12 protein-coding genes, 3 tRNA genes and 2 pseudogenes are annotated in these 15,975 nt (G+C 72.1%); 8 read left to right on the top strand and 9 right to left on the bottom strand.

All coding sequences use genetic code 11. The annotated features are described in order from the left end of the window. Positions 1–96 precede the first annotated feature (96 nt). Genes purL through purS form a run of 3 tightly spaced genes read right to left on the bottom strand, consistent with a single transcriptional unit; the run spans position 97 to position 3,268 of the window. Positions 97–2,346, bottom strand: a complete 2,250-nt coding sequence (gene purL / locus QWM81_RS20685; RefSeq protein ID WP_290113665.1) for a phosphoribosylformylglycinamidine synthase subunit PurL — start codon at positions 2,344–2,346, stop codon at positions 97–99. Then, positions 2,343–3,026, bottom strand: a complete 684-nt coding sequence (gene purQ / locus QWM81_RS20680; RefSeq protein WP_290113663.1) for a phosphoribosylformylglycinamidine synthase subunit PurQ — start codon at positions 3,024–3,026, stop codon at positions 2,343–2,345. The genes purL and purQ overlap by 4 nt, the downstream gene beginning before the upstream one ends. Continuing rightward, the gene (gene purS, locus QWM81_RS20675) at positions 3,023–3,268 is read right to left on the bottom strand and encodes a phosphoribosylformylglycinamidine synthase subunit PurS (RefSeq protein WP_290113662.1); all 246 of its coding nucleotides are present in this window, start codon (positions 3,266–3,268) and stop codon (positions 3,023–3,025) included. The genes purQ and purS overlap by 4 nt, the downstream gene beginning before the upstream one ends. A gap of 310 nt (positions 3,269–3,578) precedes the next feature. On the opposite strand from purS, the gene QWM81_RS20670 reads away from it, so the two are divergent. The 8 genes from QWM81_RS20670 (at position 3,579) to QWM81_RS20635 (ending at position 8,411) form a co-directional block, all read left to right on the top strand. Continuing rightward, a complete protein-coding gene (locus QWM81_RS20670) occupies positions 3,579–3,950 on the top strand; it encodes a histone-like nucleoid-structuring protein Lsr2 (RefSeq protein ID WP_290113661.1) in 372 nt (123 codons plus the stop codon). 219 nt (positions 3,951–4,169) lie between these two features. Further along, a tRNA-Gly gene (locus tag QWM81_RS20665) sits at positions 4,170–4,241 on the top strand. 79 nt (positions 4,242–4,320) lie between these two features. Next, positions 4,321–4,393, top strand: a tRNA-Gly gene (locus tag QWM81_RS20660). A 169-nt stretch (positions 4,394–4,562) separates the two neighbouring features. Next, entirely contained in the window at positions 4,563–5,486 is a 924-nt protein-coding gene (locus QWM81_RS20655; RefSeq protein ID WP_290113660.1) for an ABC transporter ATP-binding protein, read from the top strand. 1 nt (position 5,487) lies between these two features. Continuing rightward, positions 5,488–6,252, top strand: a complete 765-nt coding sequence (locus tag QWM81_RS20650; RefSeq protein ID WP_290113659.1) for an ABC transporter permease — start codon at positions 5,488–5,490, stop codon at positions 6,250–6,252. A 164-nt stretch (positions 6,253–6,416) separates the two neighbouring features. Beyond that, positions 6,417–7,709: a sensor histidine kinase gene (locus QWM81_RS20645; RefSeq protein ID WP_290113658.1), complete on the top strand. Its 1,293-nt coding sequence runs from the start codon at positions 6,417–6,419 to the stop codon at positions 7,707–7,709. After that, positions 7,706–8,317, top strand: coding sequence for a response regulator transcription factor (locus QWM81_RS20640; RefSeq protein ID WP_290113657.1), 612 nt, complete (start codon positions 7,706–7,708; stop codon positions 8,315–8,317). The genes QWM81_RS20645 and QWM81_RS20640 overlap by 4 nt, the downstream gene beginning before the upstream one ends. A 21-nt stretch (positions 8,318–8,338) precedes the next feature. After that, positions 8,339–8,411: transfer RNA gene (locus tag QWM81_RS20635), tRNA-Gly, on the top strand. 65 nt (positions 8,412–8,476) lie between these two features. On the opposite strand, the gene QWM81_RS20630 is transcribed toward QWM81_RS20635, so the two are convergent. From QWM81_RS20630 to QWM81_RS29290, 6 genes and pseudogenes are all read right to left on the bottom strand, one after another. Beyond that, on the bottom strand, positions 8,477–9,379 hold the full coding sequence (locus QWM81_RS20630; protein WP_290113656.1) for a phosphoribosylaminoimidazolesuccinocarboxamide synthase: 903 nt from the start codon (positions 9,377–9,379) through the stop codon (positions 8,477–8,479). Positions 9,380–9,653: 274 nt separating this feature from the next. Beyond that, on the bottom strand, positions 9,654–11,114 hold the full coding sequence (locus QWM81_RS20625; protein WP_290113654.1) for a N,N-dimethylformamidase beta subunit family domain-containing protein: 1,461 nt from the start codon (positions 11,112–11,114) through the stop codon (positions 9,654–9,656). Between the two features lie 155 nt (positions 11,115–11,269). Then, a complete protein-coding gene (locus QWM81_RS20620) occupies positions 11,270–13,705 on the bottom strand; it encodes a hypothetical protein (protein WP_290113652.1) in 2,436 nt (811 codons plus the stop codon). Positions 13,706–13,933: 228 nt separating this feature from the next. After that, positions 13,934–15,184: a phosphoribosylamine--glycine ligase gene (gene purD, locus QWM81_RS20615; RefSeq protein ID WP_290113651.1), complete on the bottom strand. Its 1,251-nt coding sequence runs from the start codon at positions 15,182–15,184 to the stop codon at positions 13,934–13,936. 61 nt (positions 15,185–15,245) lie between these two features. Beyond that, positions 15,246–15,848, bottom strand: a pseudogene (locus tag QWM81_RS20610) (DNA polymerase III subunit gamma and tau); the annotation flags it as partial. Further along, a pseudogene (locus QWM81_RS29290) lies at positions 15,848–15,975 on the bottom strand (preprotein translocase subunit SecA); the annotation flags it as partial. The pseudogenes QWM81_RS29290 and QWM81_RS20610, both read right to left, overlap by 1 nt.

Genomic DNA, 15,975 nt, shown 5'->3' with positions numbered 1-15,975 from the left:
GTCCCGCGCCGGTCGGTCGGCGCGGGCGGCGGTGAGGACGGCGGAGCCCCCGCCCGGACCGCGGGGGTCGGACAGGGGCTCCAGCAGCCGGGTGCGTCAGGCGAGCAGCGCGGGGATCGTGCCCTCGTGCGCCGTACGCAGCTCGCTCAGCGCGATGCTGAACTCGCCCTGTACGTCGACCTCGTCGCCGTCCACGACACCGATCCGCGTCGCGGGCAGCCCGCGCGCACCGCACATGTCGGTGAAGCGGAGCTCCTCGCTGCGCGGGACGGACACGACCGCGCGGCCGGCCGACTCACTGAACAGGAACGTGAACGCGTCCAGACCGTCCGGGACGATCAGCCGCGCGCCCTTCCCGCCGCGCAGGCAGGACTCGACCACCGCCTGGATGAGCCCGCCGTCGGACAGGTCGTGCGCAGCGTCGATCATGCCGTCGCGGGAGGCGGCGATCAGGATCTCGCCGAGCAGCTTCTCCCGGTCCAGGTCCACGGCCGGCGGCAGGCCGCCCAGGTGCCCGTGCACGACCTCGGACCACGCCGAGCCGCCGAACTCCTCGCGGGTGTCGCCCAGCAGGTAGAGCAGCTGGCCCTCTTCGGCGAACGCGATCGGCGTACGGCGGTTCACATCATCGATCACGCCGAGCACGGCCACGACCGGCGTCGGATGGATGGCGACCTCACCGGTCTGGTTGTACAGCGACACATTGCCGCCCGTGACCGGCGTACCCAGCTGCTGGCAGCCGTCCGCCAGACCGCGCGTGGCCTCGGCGAACTGCCACATGACCGCCGGGTCCTCCGGCGAGCCGAAGTTCAGGCAGTCGGAGATGGCCAGCGGCTTGGCACCCGAGGCGGCGACATTGCGGTACGCCTCCGCCAGCGCGAGCTGCGCACCCGCGTACGGGTCGAGCTTGGCGTACCGGCCGTTGCCGTCCGTCGCCATGGCCACGCCGAGGTTGGTCTCCTCGTCGATGCGGATCATGCCCGCGTCCTCGGGCTGGGCGAGGACGGTGTTGCCCTGCACGAAACGGTCGTACTGGTCGGTGATCCACGCCTTGGAGGCCTGGTTCGGCGACGAGACGAGGGCGAGGACCTGCTCGCGCAGCTCCCCCCCCGACGACGGCCGGGGCAGCTTGTTCGCGTCGTCCGCCTGGAGCGCGTCCTGCCACTCGGGGCGCTCGTAGGGGCGGTGGTACGTCGGGCCCTCGTGGGCGACGGTGCCGGGCGGCACGTCCACGATCTGCTCGCCGTGCCAGAAGATCTCCAGGCGGTCGCCGTCGGTGACCTCACCGATGACGGTGGCGGTGACGTCCCACTTGTCGCAGATCTCCATGAAGCGCTCGACGTGCTGGGGCTCCACGATCGCGCACATACGCTCCTGCGACTCGCTCATGAGGATCTCCTCGGGCGAGAGCGACGCGTCACGCAGCGGCACGGTGTCCAGCTCGACGCGCATGCCGCCGGTACCGGCGGACGCCAGCTCGCTCGTCGCGCAGGACAGGCCGGCGCCACCGAGGTCCTGGATGCCCGCGACCAGCTTCTCCTTGAAGATCTCAAGGGTGCACTCGATGAGGAGCTTCTCCTGGAACGGGTCACCGACCTGGACGGCGGGCCGCTTGGTCGGCTTGGTGTCGTCGAACGTCTCGGACGCGAGAACGGAGACGCCGCCGATGCCGTCGCCGCCGGTGCGGGCGCCGTACAGGATGACCTTGTTGCCGGGACCGGACGCCTTGGCGAGGTGGATGTCCTCGTGCTTCATCACACCGATGCACCCGGCGTTGACCAGCGGGTTTCCCTGGTAGCAGGAGTCGAAGACGACCTCGCCGCCGATGTTCGGCAGCCCCAGGCAGTTGCCGTACCCGCCGATCCCCGCGACGACGCCCGGCAGGACGCGCTTGGTGTCGGGGTGGTCGGCCGCGCCGAACCGCAGCGGGTCGACCACCGCGACCGGGCGGGCGCCCATGGCGAGGATGTCGCGCACGATGCCGCCGACGCCGGTGGCCGCGCCCTGGTAGGGCTCGATGTACGAGGGGTGGTTGTGCGACTCGACCTTGAAGGTCACCGCGTACCCCTGGCCGACGTCCACGACGCCCGCGTTCTCCCCGATTCCGACGAGCATCGCGTCGTTCTCGGGGGCCTTCTCGCCGAACTGCTTCAGGTGGACCTTGCTGCTCTTGTACGAGCAGTGCTCGGACCACATGACGGAGTACATCGCGAGCTCGGCACCGGTCGGGCGCCGTCCGAGGATCTCCCGGATGCGCTCGTACTCGTCCTGCTTCAGGCCGAGCTCTGCCCACGGCTGCTCGACGTCGGGCGTCTCGGCGGCGTGCTTGACGGTGTCGAGGGTCATGAGGCGCTGACCAACTTCTTGAGGATCGAGGTGAAGAATCCGAGGCCGTCCGTACGGCCCGTACCGACGAGCGGCTCGACGGCGTGCTCGGGGTGCGGCATGAGGCCGACGACGTTCCCCGCGGCGTTGGTGATGCCGGCGATGTCCCGCAGTGAGCCGTTCGGGTTCCCGTCCAGGTACCGGAAGGCGACGCGGCCCTCGGCCTCCAGCTCGTCAAGCGTGCGCTCATCGGCGACGAACTGGCCGTCGATGTTCTTGAGCGGTACGGAGATCTCCTGGCCGGCTTCGTAGTCGGCGGTCCAGGCGGTCTCCGCGTTCTCCACCCGCAGCTTCTGGTCACGGCAGATGAAGTGCAGGTGGTTGTTGCGGAGCATTGCGCCCGGCAGCAGGTGCGTCTCGGTGAGGACCTGGAAACCGTTGCAGATACCGAGGACCGGCATACCGGCCCTGGCCTGCTCGATGATCGTCTCCATTACCGGCGAGAACCGGGAAATGGCCCCCGCGCGCAGGTAGTCACCGTAGGAGAAGCCGCCCGGCAGGACGACCGCGTCGACCTGCTTGAGGTCCTTGTCGCGGTGCCAGAGGGAAACCGGCTCGGCGCCCGCGAGCCGCGCCGCGCGCAGCGCGTCGCGGTCGTCCAGGGTCCCGGGAAAAGTGACGACTCCGATACGAGCGGTCACGACTCCACCTTTACGACAAAGTCTTCGATGACGGTGTTGGCGAGGAAGGTTTCGGCCATCTCGTGGATGCGGGCGAGGGCGGCGTCGTCGACCGGCCCCTCCACATCCAGCTCGAAGCGCTTCCCCTGACGGACGTCGGCGATCCCGTCGAAACCGAGGCGGGGCAGTGCACGCTGCACCGCCTGTCCCTGCGGGTCGAGGATCTCCGGCTTGAGCATGACGTCGACTACGACGCGTGCCACTGGCACTCCCGGTGGTGTGTTGCGTGGGCGGTTCCCTCAGCGTACCTGTCTCCAAAATCTACGCGAGTAGACATCTGGAGGACCCTACAAAAGCACCCGCGAACGAGGCGAGAAGAGACAGGGAAAATCCCGGAAAATAATGCCCCCACCCATTGCCGTCGGACACGCTGATGCAATTGGCTGGGCTACACGATGCGGCGCGTTCCGCTGTACAAAGGAATGCAGCGGAAAGCGGCATTGCCCCTCAGCAGCCGCAAATCCGGTATCGCCGCACGTCAGCGTGGCACACCGCAGGAAAGGACCAATATCCGTGGCACAGCGCGTAGTAGTCACGCTCTTCGACGACATCGACGGAGGGGAAGCGGCGGAAACGGTCACCTTCGGCTTGGACGGTAAGTCGTACGAGATCGACCTCAACCCTGCCAATGCAAAGAAGCTGCGCAAGGCCCTCGCCCCCTACCTGGCCGCCGGCCGCAAGCAGTCCGGCGCCGGCAACGGCGCCGGTAGCAGTAGTGGCGGCGGCGGCTCGGCCAACGGCAGGCCGCGGGCCTCGTACACGCGCACCGCGCTCGAACCCGACCCGGCGGCGGTCCGCGCCTGGGCGCAGTCCCACAAGCTGGCGGTGCCGGCCCGCGGCCGCATCCCGAAGCACGTCTACGAGGCGTTCCGCGAGGCGTGCTGAGAGCCGGGCCCCGGACGACCGGGACAGCCCGGGACGACCCCGGACACAGCCCCGGACGACCCCGGAAGGCGCCCGCCTCATCCCAGGCGGGCGGCCGGGGCGAACCGGGACGGCGAACCGGGGCGACGAGCCGCCGAGTTGCGCGGCACCCCAGGTGATCCGCTAGAGTCTGGATCACGCCGAGGGGCGAGGCCGACAAGGCCCCACCTCACGGATCGTGCGGGTGTAGTTCAGTAGTAGAACATCCCCCTTCCAGGGGGAAGGCGCAGTGTGCAATTCCTGTCACCCGCTCTACATCACGTACCGACCATTGCGATGGATCAGGTACAGTGGTGTTCGCACCGCCCAGTGAGAGCTGAGCGGCAGCAATGCGGACGTGGCTCAGTTGGTAGAGCATCACCTTGCCAAGGTGAGGGTCGCGAGTTCGAATCTCGTCGTCCGCTCAGAGAGAAAGCCCCCGGTCGAGACGACCGGGGGCTTCTTCGTATGTCCACGAGGTGCGTGAACGAGGCGCATGCACAAGGTGCGTGAACGGCCCCGGATGACATTTGTCATCGGGGGCGGTGACAGCACGCACTGCCGCCCGCCACGGTCCGGCGGAAGCCTGGACGCATGACCAGCGATGAGTACGTGATCGAAGCCGACGGGGCCCGGCGGTGTTACGCGGGCGGCTTCGAGGCTGTGACGGGTGTCACCTTCTCCGTGGCGCGCGGCGAGATCTTCGCCCTGCTCGGCACGAACGGCGCGGGCAAGACCTCCACCGTGGAGCTACTGGAGGGCCTCGCCCGCCCCAGTGACGGCACCGTACGGGTCCTCGGCCACGACCCGCACCGCGAACGCGCCGCCGTCCGGCCCCGGATCGGCGTGATGCTCCAGGAGGGCGGCTTCCCCTCCGACCTGACGGTCACCGAGACCGTACGCATGTGGGCCGGCTGCACCACCGGGGCACGCCCGGTCGGCGAGGCGCTGGAGCTGGTGGGCCTCGGCGCCCGGGCAGGCGTGCGCGTCAAGCAGCTCTCCGGCGGCGAGAAGCGGCGCCTCGATCTGGCGCTCGCCCTGCTCGGGCGGCCCGAAGTGCTGTTCCTGGACGAGCCGTCCACCGGCCTGGACGCGGAAGGGCGGCGCGACACCTGGGAGTTGGTGCGGCAGCTGCGGGACGGCGGTACGACAGTGCTGCTCACCACGCACTATCTGGAGGAGGCCGAGACGCTCGCCGACCGGCTGGCGATCATGTACCAGGGGCGGATCGTGACGGCCGGGACACCGGCCGAGGTGACGGCCGCACGGCCCGCCCGTATCCGCTTCGCCCTGCCGCACGGGGTGACCGCCGGGCAGCTGCCGCTGTCGCTGCGGGCCGCCGAGTACGACGGGCGCCGCGTCGAGATCCGCACGCGGGAGCTGCAAGAGGCGCTCGGCGAACTGCTGCTGTGGGCACGGGAGACGGGCGTACGGCTGGAAGGGCTCGACGCCCGGTCCGCCTCCCTCGAAGAGGCCTTCCTCGACATCGCGTCGGGTACGGAAACGGTGGGTGTGTGACATGACGACGACGGCGAGGCGCATGGGCGCGCTGGGGCGGGCCGAGCTGACCCTCCTCGTACGGAACCGGTATGCGCTGTTCACAGCGCTGCTCATGCCCGTGCTGATGGTGGGCGTGCTGCGGTCCTCGCTCGACCGGGTCGATCTCGACGGGGCGGGGATGAGCGCCGTCGAGGCGGCGTTGAGCGGCGGGGTCGTGATGATGCTGATCCTCGTCGTCTACCTCAACCTCGTCTCGGCGTACGTGGCCCGGCGCGAGGAACTGGTGCTGAAGCGGCTGCGTACGGGCGAGGCCTCGGACCCGGAGATACTCGCCGGCACCGCGCTGCCGGCAGTCGTCCTCGCGGTGGCCCAGAGCGCGCTGATGGTGGCGGCGGGCGTGGCCTTCCTGGACGTGCGCGCGCCTCAGCGGCCCGAACTTTTCGTCGGCGGCGTGCTGATCGGGATGCTGCTGCTGATCGCGCTCGCCGGAGCGACGGCGGCCGTCACGCGGACCGTGGAGAGCGCCCAGATCACCACCATGCCCGTGTTCCTCATCTCGGCGGTGGGCTCCGGGCTGTTCATTCCCCTGGAGACGCTTCCGGAGAGTGTCGCGTCCGTGTGCGAGCTGCTGCCGCTGACGGGCGTGATGACGCTCATACGGGCCGGGTGGCTCGGCGGCGGGGACGCGAAGGAGCTGATAGGTGCTGCGCTGACGGCGCTGGCCTGGACGGTGATCTCGGTGTTTGCTGTGCAGCGGTGGTTCCGCTGGGAGCCGCGGCGCTGAGGGCGCGCAGGGCGCTCAGTGCGCTGAGAGCGCTGAGAGCGCTGAGGGCGCCGAGCTGGCGAGTTCACTGAGCCCGCCGAGTTAGCCGAGTTAGCCAAGTCGCCGAGTTCGCCGAGTTCGCCGAGTTCGCTGAGTTCGCCGAGTTCGCTGAGGGGGATGTCGACGTGAAGCTGAGGGGGTGGTGGAGCGGGCGGAGCAACCCGGAGAAGGTCGAGCTCTACACCCGTTGGTCGTACTACACGTTCGGGTTGATCGAGATCGGCGCGATCGGGGTCCGCTCCGTGGTGGAGGCGCCGCCGCCGGTCAGCGGCTGGCTCCTGATGCTGGTGTGCGCGCACACCGCGCTGGGCGGGGTGCTGGCGTCGCGGGCGCTCGACTGGAACCTGGGGCGGCGCGGGTACCCCTCGCGGCTCATCACCGCGCACTCCGCGCTGTCGGGCATGGCCGCCGTCGCGGTCCTGGTGCTCCACAGGTTCGGCACGCTGGGCGACATGGCGACCTCCGCGGCCCTGGTCGTCGGGTTCCTCGGCTTCGGTATCGCCTCGCTGGTCCTGTGCCAGAAGAAGGTGCGGCACATGCTGTACCTGGTCATGGCCACGGCGGCGGGCACCGGACTGGTCTGTCTGCTGCTCGGGCTGCCCCGGGAAGAGGCGGCCGGATTCTCGGTGGGGTTCCTGATCGCGGGGGTGACGCTGGCGTTCACCAGCGGGTTCTCGGGCTGGCTGCTGCGGGCGGTGTGGGAGCTGGACGCGGCCCGTGAACTCCAGGCGCGGCTCGCGGTCGCGGAGGAGCGGTTGCGCTTCGGACGGGACCTGCACGATGTGATGGGCCGCAACCTGTCGGTGATCGCGCTGAAGAGCGAGCTCGCGGTGCAGCTGGCCCGCCGGGGACGGGCGGAGCAGGCCGTGGACCAGATGACCGAGGTGCAGCGGATCGCCCAGGAGTCCCAGCGGGAGGTACGGGAGGTGGTGCGCGGCTACAGGGAGGCGGACCTGCACATCGAACTGGAGGGGGCGCAGGGCGTGTTGACCGCTGCTGGGATCACCTGCACGGTCGAGTCGGCGGAGGCGGGCCTGCCGGCGCGCGTGCAGTCGGCGCTCGCATGGGTGGTACGGGAGGCCGCGACCAACGTGCTGCGGCACGGGGACGCGCGGCACTGCTCGGTGTCGGTGGGCGCGGAGGAGGGGTGCGCGGTGCTGGTGGTCGAGAACGACGGGGCGGGGGGCGATCCAGGGGTGCTGGGTGAGTCGGGGTCGGGGCTGGCCGGGCTGCGGGAGCGGCTCGCCGCGCTGGACGGGACCCTGCAGGCAGGCCGGATGAGCGGCGGGCGGTTCCGGGTGACGGCGCGGGTGCCCGTGAACATGCTGCCGGCGGGTGCGGGTGCGGGTGCGGGTGCGGGAGCGGCAGTGGGTGCGGCGGATACGGCGAGGGCGGCGGATTCGGCGAGGGCGCGGTGACCCCCGTACGCGTACTGCTCGCCGATGACGAGCACCTGATCCGGGGAGCGCTCGCGGCCCTCCTCGGGCTGGAGGACGATCTCGTGGTCGTCGCGGAGGCGGCGTCCGGGCCCGAGGCGCTCGCCATGGCGCGGGCCCACCAGCCGGACGTGGCAGTGCTGGACCTCCAGATGCCGGGCGCCGACGGTGTGAAGGTCGCCACATCGCTGCGGGCCGAGCTGCCCGCGTGCCGCACCATGATCGTGACCGGCCACGGCCGCCCCGGCCACCTGAAACGGGCCCTCGCGGCGGGGGTGCGGGGCTTCGTACCGAAGACGCTCAGCGCCCAGCGGCTCGCCGAGATAATCCGTACCGTCCACGCCGGAAACCGCTACGTCGACCCCGAGTTGGCCGCCGACGCGATTGCCGCCGGGGACTCGCCGCTGACCGCGCGGGAGGCGGAGGTGCTGGAGCTGGCGGCCGACGGTGCGCCGATCGCGGAGATCGCCGAGCGGGCGGCCCTGTCCCCCGGGACCGTACGGAACTATCTGTCGTCGGCGGCCTCGAAGCTGGGTGCCGAGAACCGTCACACGGCGGTGCGTCTCGCCCGCGAGCGAGGTTGGGTATAGTGGTTTCGCGCTACGGCGCATGCGGACGTAGCTCAGTTGGTAGAGCGCAACCTTGCCAAGGTTGAGGTCGCGAGTTCGAGCCTCGTCGTCCGCTCAGATGGAAGCCCCCCGGCCGGTCGCCGGGGGGCTTCCGCGTTGTCGCGCGCTGTCCGGCGGTTCCTATGACCAGGTGGTGCCGGTCAGGCGCTCGTACGCCTCGATGTACTTGCCGCGCGTCGCGTCCACGACCTCCTGAGGGAGGGGAGGCGGCGGCTGCTCGCTCGCGCGGTCCCAGCCGGAGGCGTCGGACGTCAGCCAGTCGCGTACGTACTGCTTGTCGAACGACGGCTGCGCGCGGCCCGGCTCCCAGGAGTCGGCGGGCCAGAAGCGGGAGGAGTCCGGGGTCAGCACCTCGTCCGCGAGGACCAGGCCGCCGTCGCCGTCGTGACCGAACTCGAACTTGGTGTCCGCGAGGATGATCCCCCGGGCGCGGGCGATGTCGCGGGCCCGGGAGTAGATCGCGAGCGTCGACTGGCGCAGCTGGGCGGCGGTCTCCGCGCCGACCTGGCGGGCGACCTCCTCGTACGACACGTTCTCGTCGTGATCACCGACGGCTGCCTTGGTGGCGGGGGTGAAGATCGGCGCCGGGAGCTCGGACCCGTCGGTGAGGCCTTCGGGGAGGGCGAGGCCGCACACCGTACGGGACTCGTTGTACTCGGCGAGGCCGGAGCCGGTGAGGTAGCCCCGGGCCACGCACTCGACGGGGATCATGCGCAGCGACTTGCAGACCAGGGTGCGGCCGGCCCAGTCGGCGGGGGCGCCGGCGGGCGGCTCGGTGGAGATGACGTGGTGGGGGATGAGGTCGGAGAGCCGGTCGAACCACCAGAGGGAGAGCTGCGTCAGGACGCGGCCCTTGTCCGGGATTGCGGTGGGCAGCACCCAGTCGTAGGCGGAGATGCGGTCACTGGCGACCATCACGAGGTCGCCCGCCTCGTTCTGGTACAGCTCGCGCACCTTGCCGGTGTGCAGGTGTACCAGGCCCGGCACCTCAAGCGGCTCGGGCTTTTCGACGAATCCGGACACGGTTCCTCCCCGTGGTTCTGTCCAATCGGCTCCGATTCTCCCGCATGCGGAAACCGGGCGTTGGCCAGGGGTCTCGCGGGGTCTTCAGGCGGATCTTCGGCGGGTGTTCTGTTGGGGGGCGTGGGGCAGGGTGTGGGCCGTCTTGGGGCTGGGGCTCGGGCCGTCTTGGCGTGAGGCTCAGGCTGAGGTTCGGGGGTGGGGCGCGGGGCGGAGGCTCGGGGTGGGGCTGCGAGCGTCTTGGGGGTGCGTCTGGGAGTGGATCTTCAGGGGCGTTCTAGTCCCGTTTGCAGATGCGGTCCAGGAGGTTGGCCGTGGCGCGCTGGATACGGAGGTCGACATGACCCGGCCGGTCCAGGGCGGGTGACCAGGCGAACGTGCCCGAGGCGAAGACGAGGGCGCCGGAAGGGGCGCGGTAGAGGGAGGTTTCCTGGTGACGGGTGACGTCCTCACTGTCCCGGTAGGGGGAGTGGGCGAGCAGGATGCGGCGCCGGTGCTCGGGGAGGGCGGTGCGCGGGAAGTACCGGTCGGCCTCGCCGGCGACGAGGCCGGGCAGTTCATCGCCCTCGCCGGCTCCGGTGGCGTCCCAGAGCCAGTGGTCGGCGTTCCGCACGACCATGGGGTGCGGCTCGGGGACGCGGCCCGCGTACTGGATGCCGAGCAGTTGCTGTTCGGGGCGGTCGATCTCGCGCCACAGGGCGGGCTTTCCCGGGCCCCGGCGTTTTCGGCAGGTGAGGAGGCGGTCGGGGACGCCGGACGGGGAGGGTGAGAGCTCGACCTGCCAGTACATGGTGTTGGCCGAGAGGAACACGAGCGAGGTGCCCTGGTCGCGGGCCAGCTCCACCGTGCGGCGCATGGGCACCGACCAGTACTCGTCGTGGCCCGGGAAGACCAGGCCCCGGTAGCGGGTGGGGTCGACGCGGCCGGCGTGCAGGTCGCGGGCGTCGGCGTACGCGAGGTCGTAGCCGTACCGCTCCGCCCAGCGGATGAAGTCATAGGCGTGGCCCACGTGCAGGGGCAGCCCCGCGCCCGCGTACGGGCGGTCGAAGGAGACGGTGGTGGCGGCGTCCTCCTCGCCGAGCAGGCGGCCGTCCTCGTCCCAGGCGTGGTAGAGGCTGGCGCCGGTCCGGCCGTCCTCCGGGTAGAGGTTGTAGGCCTGCCAGGTGATGTCGGGGAGGAGCAGGAGCAGGTCGGCGGGGTGGCTGTCGCGGACCGTGAAGGGGATGTGGGAGCGGTAGCCGTCGAGGGTGGTGAGGACGGCCACGTACGCGCCGATCGACCAGTAGGACGGCACCTGGAGCCGCCAGGAGAGCCACCAGTGGTGGCAGGAGACGGTGCGGTCGGCGGTGAGCGGGGCGGGCTGGACGATACCTGGGAGGCGCGGGCTGGTGGTGATCTTGGACGCGCCGTCGCCCGCGTAGTGACCGATCCGATAGATGTCGACCGAGAACTGTTGCGGCGGGTCCACGGTGATGTGGAAGTCGATCGCCTCACCGGGCGCGACGGCACCGGTGGACGCGAAGCCTTTGATCTGGCGGTGTACGTCGTCGGCGGAGCGGGGTCCGCCGTGGCCGCCGCGCGCCAGGGTGGGGTCGGCGTACCAGGGGACGACCTGGCCGGTGTCGCCGAAATACTGCTCGCTGCCGCGCAGCCAGGGCAGCGGACCCTGGCCGAACGGGTCCGTGACGGCATGGGCGAGGGCTCCCGATTCCCACCGCCGAATCTGTTCCGCCCCCATGCTGCACCCCTCCCTCGACTCCCCCGCGACTGTCAGTGCCGGTCCCCAGCACATCACATAACGCACGCAGTCCGTCACCGTTCGTCGTTAATTGGCGAGAACGGAACGTGGCATTCCGGTTTCGGCGCGCCCGTCCCGCGCCGGCCCGGCGTCGTTCAGACGAGGCGGACGGGTTTCTCGGGGCGTACGCCCACGGTGGCCAGCCAAGAGCGCAGCGGCTCCGGGTCGGCCTCCTCGATGAGCGTGAGGACCCGCGCGGCCAGGTCCGGGTGACGCTTCCCCCCGACGAGGAGGGTGGGCCCGTCGAGCCAGTCGAGCCCGGGCGCCGCCCCGGCGGTGTCCACGGCGGCGCAGCACACCATGGCCGTGACGTGATCGGCGAGCAGCTCCCGCCCGGTACGGGGCGGCTGCAACGGGAACAGCGGCAGCGCGTCGCCCCCGGGCCCCCACGGCTGCCCCGGGCCCCCGGGGACGGATATGACGGGCGCCACGGGCGCCCCCGGGTTGGGCGCGCCGGGGCTGGGCGCGCCGGTGCTGGGCGCGTCTGGGTTCGGTTCCCCCGGGTTGGACGCGCCGGGACTGGGCGCGTCCCGGCTGGGCGCCGCCGGGCAGGGCTCCCCAGGCGCGGACGCCTCCGGGCTGGGGGCCGGGGCGGGGGCGGCGCCGGGCGCGGGCGCCTCCGGGCTGGGGGCCGCGGTGTAGGGCGCTTCCGAGTCGAACGCTTCCGGGCTGGCCGCCGCCGTGTGGGGCGCGTCCGGGCGGGACGCTTCCGGGCTGGGCGCCGCCGTGTGGGGCGCTTCCGGGCGGGGCGCTTCCGGGCTGGGGGCCGGCGTGTGGGGCGCTTCCGGGTGGGACGCTTCCGGGCTGGCCGCCGCCGGGCAGGGCTCCCCAGGCGCGGGCGCCGCCGGGTCGGGTGCACCCTGGTGGGTCGCCGGCGCGGCCGGGGTGTCCGGTGGGCGGCTCCCCGGCGCGGGCGCCGCAGGAGAGGCGGGCGCGGACGAGGCGGGCGCAGGCGTGGGCGCCGCGCGCTCCAGGGCGGGCGCGTCCGTAACCACGCGCTCCGGGGCGGGCGCGTCCGTTACCGCGCGCTCCGGGGCAGGGGCGTCCCCCACGGCGGCCTTCGGCGCCGGAGTGGCGGGCGCGGCCGGCGCCGAGGTACCGGCGGCGGAGGTGGGCGGAGGCGGGACCGGGCCGGGGGATCCGCCCGTGGTCGCCGTCCCGGTGCCGTACGTGGTGGCGCCGGCCATCTCGCCGGTCACCGTCGCGGCGGGCGGGGGCGGGGGCGGTGCCGTCTCCTCGCGGGAGAGCTCCGCCGTGATCGCCGCCGCGAGCGTTTCGCCGCTCTGCTCGCTTGTCAGGTGGTCCATCACCCGGGCCAGCGTCGCCTCCGCGTCGCGCTGGACGCCGAGCCGGTCGAGGACCCGGTGGAGCCGCGCGGCCTCCGCACGCCACTTGCGGTCGACCACCTCCTCCGGGTACTGCTGCCAGTCCACCGGCGCCCAGTCGGGGCCCGCCTCCGCAGGCCCGCCGTGGAACAGGCGGGCGGCGAGCAGCGAGGCCGCCTCGTCGACGAGCCCGGGCTCTTCGAGCAGGTCACAGGCGGGCCGCTCACCGAGCCGGGAAGCGAAACCCTCCGCCAGCCGGTCGCGGCGCGACAGCTCCGTCAGCGCCGAGACGACGCCCGCGTCGAGCCGGGACGGCCAGCGGCCCATGCGCCAGGCCGGCAGGGCCACCCGCGTCAGGAGCCGGTCCCAGCCCGCGTACGCCAGCCCCACCTGTTCCTGGGCGACGATCCGCAGCCCGTAATCCACAGCCTGTGCACGCTCCGACGCGGCCGCCGCGACGCCGCGCTCCATCTCGGTGGCGTGCACCCGGCAGCCGCGCAACAGGATCCGTACCACCGCGCCGACGAAACGCGCCCCCAGGCGCCGTACCGGATCGAGCCCCGGCCGGGCCGTCCCCGCGACCGCCGCGTCCAGCCCCCGGAGGAAGCGGCGGGCCGCCGCTATGTCGGGGTGCGCAGACGGTCCCGTACCGGCGACGACCGGCGCCAGCACCGCCCGCAGCTCGCCGACCCGCATCCACCACAGGAACGGTGAGCCGATCACCAGGACGGGCGGGGTGTCCGAGCGGTGCACGCCCGGTATGCCGGGTATCCCGTGCGCCGGGTGCGTACGGTCCTCCAGCCAGCTGTCGCAGTCGGGCGTCAGCGCTATCCCGGAGGGCACCGGCACATCCAGCCGCCCCGCCAGGTCCTGCACCATCCGGTACAGATCAGGGGCCGACTCAGGGGGGATCTCCACCGTCGGGGAGAGCGCCGGCCTGGCCCGCGCGATCACGGCCGCGACCACCGCCGCGGCCAGCAGCACGACCACCGCGAGCCCCGACACCGCCCAGCGCGCGGCGTCCCAGCCCGCGCCGACCAGATGGCCCGTGGCGCCACCGGCCAGCAGCACGACGGCGAGGGCGGCGGGCAGCAGCGCCACGGCAAGCGCCCTGCTGCGCACCCGCAGCACGGCCAGGGCCCGAGCGCGCGCGGACCGCGCACCCCGCTCCTCACCCAGCCCGAAACGAGCACCGGAATCGGACACGGCCGTACCTCACCCCCTTCTGCCCTGCGGCGGACTGCCTCGTGGTGGTGTTGCTCACTCCCCCACTGTGGCACCCACCACTGACATCGCAATGCCGGTGGGCCAAGTGCCGGAACGCTTGCGCGGCACCCTAGTTGGGGCACCGGCAGGCGTCATCCGGATGGGGCAGCCGTCACTCGATGGAATGGCTTTGGGCAAAGGTGTGGACGGTTCAGCCGAGTTCGGGGTTCACTCCCCGGCGGCCTTGAGGGCGATGTCCGTACGGTGCTGTGAGCCGTCCAGCCGGATCCGCGCCACCGCCGCGTACGCCCGCTCCCGGGCCTCCGCGAGGTCCTTGCCCGTCGCGGTGACGGACAGGACACGGCCGCCGGCGCTCACGATCGCGTCGCCGTCCCGCCTGGTGCCGGCGTGCAGGACGTACGCATGGGGGGCATCCTCCGCCGCGACCTCGTCCAGGCCCTCGATCGGGTCGCCGGTCCGGGGGGCGCCGGGGTAGTTGTGGGCGGCGACGACCACGGTGACGGCGGCGTCGTCCCGCCAGTTCAGCGGCGGCTCGCTGTCGAGGGTGCCGTTGGCGGCGTGCAGCAGGACCCGCGCGAGCGGGGTCTTGAGGCGGGCCAGTACGACCTGGGTCTCCGGATCGCCGAAGCGGGCGTTGAACTCGATGACCCGTACACCGCGCGATGTGATCGCCAGCCCCGCGTACAGCAGTCCCGAGAACGGCGTGCCACGGCGGCGCAGCTCGTCGACCGTGGGCTGGAGGACGGTCGCCATGACCTCGTCGACCAGCTTGGGGTCCGCCCAGGGGAGCGGGGAGTACGCGCCCATGCCGCCGGTGTTGGGGCCCTCGTCGCCGTCCAGCGCGCGCTTGAAGTCCTGGGCGGGCGTCAGCGGCAGCACGGTCGTACCGTCGGTGATCGCGAAGAGCGAGACCTCGGGGCCGTCCAGGTACTCCTCGATGACCACGCGGTCGCAGGAGAGCGCGTGCGCGCGGGCCTCCTCCAGGTCGCCGGTGACGACGACGCCCTTGCCGGCCGCGAGGCCGTCGTCCTTGACGACGTACGGAGCACCGAAGGCGTCGAGCGCCGTGTCGATCTCCTCAGGCGTGGTGCAGACGTACGAACGCGCCGTGGGGACGCCCGCGGCGGCCATCACGTCCTTGGCGAACGCCTTGGAGCCCTCCAGCTGGGCGGCCTCCTTGGAGGGGCCGAAGCAGGGAATGCCGGCCGCCCGTACGGCGTCGGCCACGCCCACGACGAGCGGTGCCTCCGGGCCGACGACGACCAGGTCGGCCGCCAGCTCACCGGCCAGGGCGGCCACGGCGGCGCCGTCGAGGGCATCCACCTGGTGCAGCTCGGCGACCTCCGCGATTCCGGCGTTGCCGGGCGCGCAGTGCAGAGCGGTGACGTCGGGATCGAGGGAGAAAGAGCGGCACAGGGCGTGTTCGCGGGCGCCGCCGCCGATGACGAGGACCTTCACGCCAGCCAGGGTAGCCCGCTGCGGCGGACGCCCTTTGTGCGGGCCGCCGAACCGGCTTCTCCTACTCGTTCGTATATTCCTCCACCACGGTCGCCCCCAGCTCGCGCACGATCAGCTCGTGGCCGGAGAGCGCCGAGTCGACGAGATCGGGGTCGTCCTCCTCCGGTACGTCGTCCTCGGGTCTGACCTGCTGGGGTGCGGCGGCGCGCGGCGGCGCGGGCGCGGGCCCCCCGGGAGCCGGCGCGGGGGCCTGGGCCGGGGCCTGGGCCGGCTGGTGCGCCGGGGCCTGCGGCGCCTGCTGTACGGGGCGGGGGGCGGGCTGCGGCGCGGGCGCCGGCGTCTGGGGCGGGCGTCCGCCGTAGCCACCGCCGCCTCCGGAGGACGGCGGGGGCCCGGAGCCGCCCGACGGGTCGACGATCGCCTCGATCTTCCACTGGACGTTGAACTGCTCGGCGAGCGCCTGCTTCAGCACGTCCTCGCTGCCGCTGCTCGCGAAGTTGTCACGGGCGCCGGCGTTGAGGAAGCCGAGCTGGAGGGTGGTGCCGTCGAAACCGGCGACCTGGGCGTTCTGGCTGAGCAGGATCCAGGTGAAGCGGCGGCGGTTCTTGACCGCTTCCAGGATTTCCGGCCACATGTTCCGCACCTGGGCGGCGCCCTGTGCCATAGGATACGGCCGGTGTGCTCGTCCACGATCATGACTTCGCCGTCGATGACGACGTAGTCCTTGTCCTTCTTGAACAGTTCCTTCGCCTTGATGGCGTTGTTCAGGTACCCGACGAGCGGGGTGTTGA

Origin of the sequence: Streptomyces ficellus, from assembly GCF_030406405.1 — a bacterium.
Classification (GTDB): domain Bacteria; phylum Actinomycetota; class Actinomycetes; order Streptomycetales; family Streptomycetaceae; genus Streptomyces; species Streptomyces ficellus_B.
This window is presented reverse-complemented; position numbering and strand designations above follow the sequence as displayed.

Coding starts and splice junctions, on each gene's coding strand:
- purL (WP_290113665.1), bottom strand. CDS start 2,346: ATGACCCTCGACACCGTCAAGCACGCCGCCGAGACGCCCGACGTCGAG.
- QWM81_RS20655 (WP_290113660.1), top strand. CDS start 4,563: ATGACCAGCGATGAGTACGTGATCGAAGCCGACGGGGCCCGGCGGTGT.
- QWM81_RS20650 (WP_290113659.1), top strand. CDS start 5,488: ATGACGACGACGGCGAGGCGCATGGGCGCGCTGGGGCGGGCCGAGCTG.
- QWM81_RS20625 (WP_290113654.1), bottom strand. CDS start 11,114: ATGGGGGCGGAACAGATTCGGCGGTGGGAATCGGGAGCCCTCGCCCAT.